The sequence below is a fragment of the Scopulibacillus darangshiensis genome (genome assembly GCF_004341035.1).
Taxonomy (GTDB): Bacteria; Bacillota; Bacilli; order Bacillales; family Sporolactobacillaceae; genus Scopulibacillus; species Scopulibacillus darangshiensis.
In genome coordinates this window covers 1-2207 of the sequence record NZ_SLXK01000082.1, presented here as the reverse complement: position 1 = coordinate 2207, position 2207 = coordinate 1, and the positions used below count along the sequence as shown (strand labels likewise).

Genomic DNA, 2207 nt, shown 5'->3' with positions numbered 1-2207 from the left:
GGTTATCACAAACCGAAAAGGTTAAGTTATGAAGAGCGCACGGTGGATGCCTTGGCACTAGGAGCCGATGAAGGACGGAACGAACACCGATATGCTTCGGGGAGCTGTAAGTAGGCTGTGATCCGGAGATTTCCGAATGGGGGAACCCCCTGCCCTGAACGGGCAGGAGTCATATCTGAATCCATAGGATATGGCAGGCAGACCCGGGGAACTGAAACATCTTAGTACCCGGAGGAAGAGAAAGCAAATGCGATTTCCTGAGTAGTGGCGAGCGAAACGGAATCAGCCCAAACCAAAGGGCTTGTCCCTTTGGGGTTGTAGGACACTCTACACGGAGTCAAAAAGGTGTGGTGTAGGCGAATCGGCCTGGAAAGGCCAGCCAGAGGAGGTAACAGCCCTGTAGCTGAAACATCACACCCTCCAGAGTGGATCCTGAGTACGGCGGGACACGTGAAACCCCGTCGGAAGCTGGGAGGACCATCTCCCAAGGCTAAATACTCCCTAGTGACCGATAGTGAACCAGTACCGTGAGGGAAAGGTGAAAAGCACCCCGGAAGGGGAGTGAAAGAGATCCTGAAACCGTGTGCTTACAACTAGTCGGAGCCCCTTAGAGGGTGACGGCGTGCCTTTTGTAGAATGAACCGGCGAGTTACGATCCTAAGCAAGGTTAAGCTGAAGAGGCGGAGCCGCAGCGAAAGCGAGTCTGAATAGGGCGAGAGTTTAGGGTTGTAGACCCGAAACCGTGTGATCTACCCATGTCCAGGGTGAAGTTCAGGTAACACTGAATGGAGGCCCGAACCCACGCACGTTGAAAAGTGCGGGGATGAGGTGTGGGTAGGGGTGAAATGCCAATCGAACACGGAGATAGCTGGTTCTCCCCGAAATAGCTTTAGGGCTAGCCTCGAGAAACGAGTGTTGGAGGTAGAGCACTGATTGGATGAGGGGTCCCCACAGGATTACCGAGTTCAGTCAAACTCCGAATGCCAATTACTTAGTCTCGGGAGTCAGACGGCGAGTGATAAGATCCGTCGTCGAAAGGGAAACAGCCCAGACCACCAGCTAAGGTCCCAAAGTATACGTTAAGTGGCAAAGGATGTGGCGTTGCTTAGACAACCAGGATGTTGGCTTAGAAGCAGCCATCATTGAAAGAGTGCGTAATAGCTCACTGGTCGAGTGGCGCTGCGCCGAAAATGTAACGGGGCTAAACGTATCACCGAAGCTGTGGATGACAACTGTCATGGTAGGGGAGCGTTCTAAGGGCAGAGAAGGCAAACCGGAAGGTTTGTTGGAGCGCTTAGAAGTGAGAATGCCGGTATGAGTAACGAAAAGAGGGGTGAGAATCCCCTCCGTCGAAAGCCTAAGGGTTCCTGAGGAAGGTTCGTCCGCTCAGGGTTAGTCGGGACCTAAGCCGAGGCCGAAAGGCGTAGGCGATGGACAACAGGTTGATATTCCTGTACCACCACAAGACGTTTGAGTGATGGGGGGACGCAGGAAGGTAGGGCCAGCGCGCGACTGGTTGAGCGCGTTCAAGCCGTAAGGCTGGTGACGAGGGAAATCCCGTCACCACATAAGCTGAGCGGTGATGAGGAGGGAAATAAAGTACCGAAGGGCCTGATCCTACACTGCCAAGAAAAGCCTCTAGCGAGTCTTAAGGTGCCCGTACCCCAAACCGACACAGGTAGGCGAGGAGAGAATCCTAAGACGCTCGGGAGAACTCTCGTTAAGGAACTCGGCAAAATGACCCCGTAACTTCGGGAGAAGGGGTGCTTGTTCGGGTGAAAGCCTGAGCGAGCCGCAGTGAAAAGATCCAAGCGACTGTTTAGCAAAAACACAGGTCTCTGCAAAACCGAAAGGTGACGTATAGGGGCTGACACCTGCCCGGTGCTGGAAGGTTAAGAGGAGATGTTATCCCTTCGGGGAGAAGCTTCGAATCGAAGCCCCAGTAAACGGCGGCCGTAACTATAACGGTCCTAAGGTAGCGAAATTCCTTGTCGGGTAAGTTCCGACCCGCACGAAAGGTGCAACGACTTGGATACTGTCTCAACGAGAGACCCGGTGAAATTATAGTACCTGTGAAGATGCAGGTTACCCGCGACAGGACGGAAAGACCCCATGGAGCTTTACTGTAGCTTGATATTGGATGTTGGTACCGTTTGTACAGGATAGGTAGGAGCCAGAGAAGCCGGACCGCCAGGTTCGGTGGAGGC

At 53.6% G+C, this 2207-nt stretch carries 1 rRNA gene; it reads left to right on the top strand.

Annotated features, from left to right (window positions below):
- Positions 1-19 precede the first annotated feature (19 nt).
- Positions 20-2207 (top strand): 23S ribosomal RNA (locus tag EV207_RS22755); the annotation flags it as partial.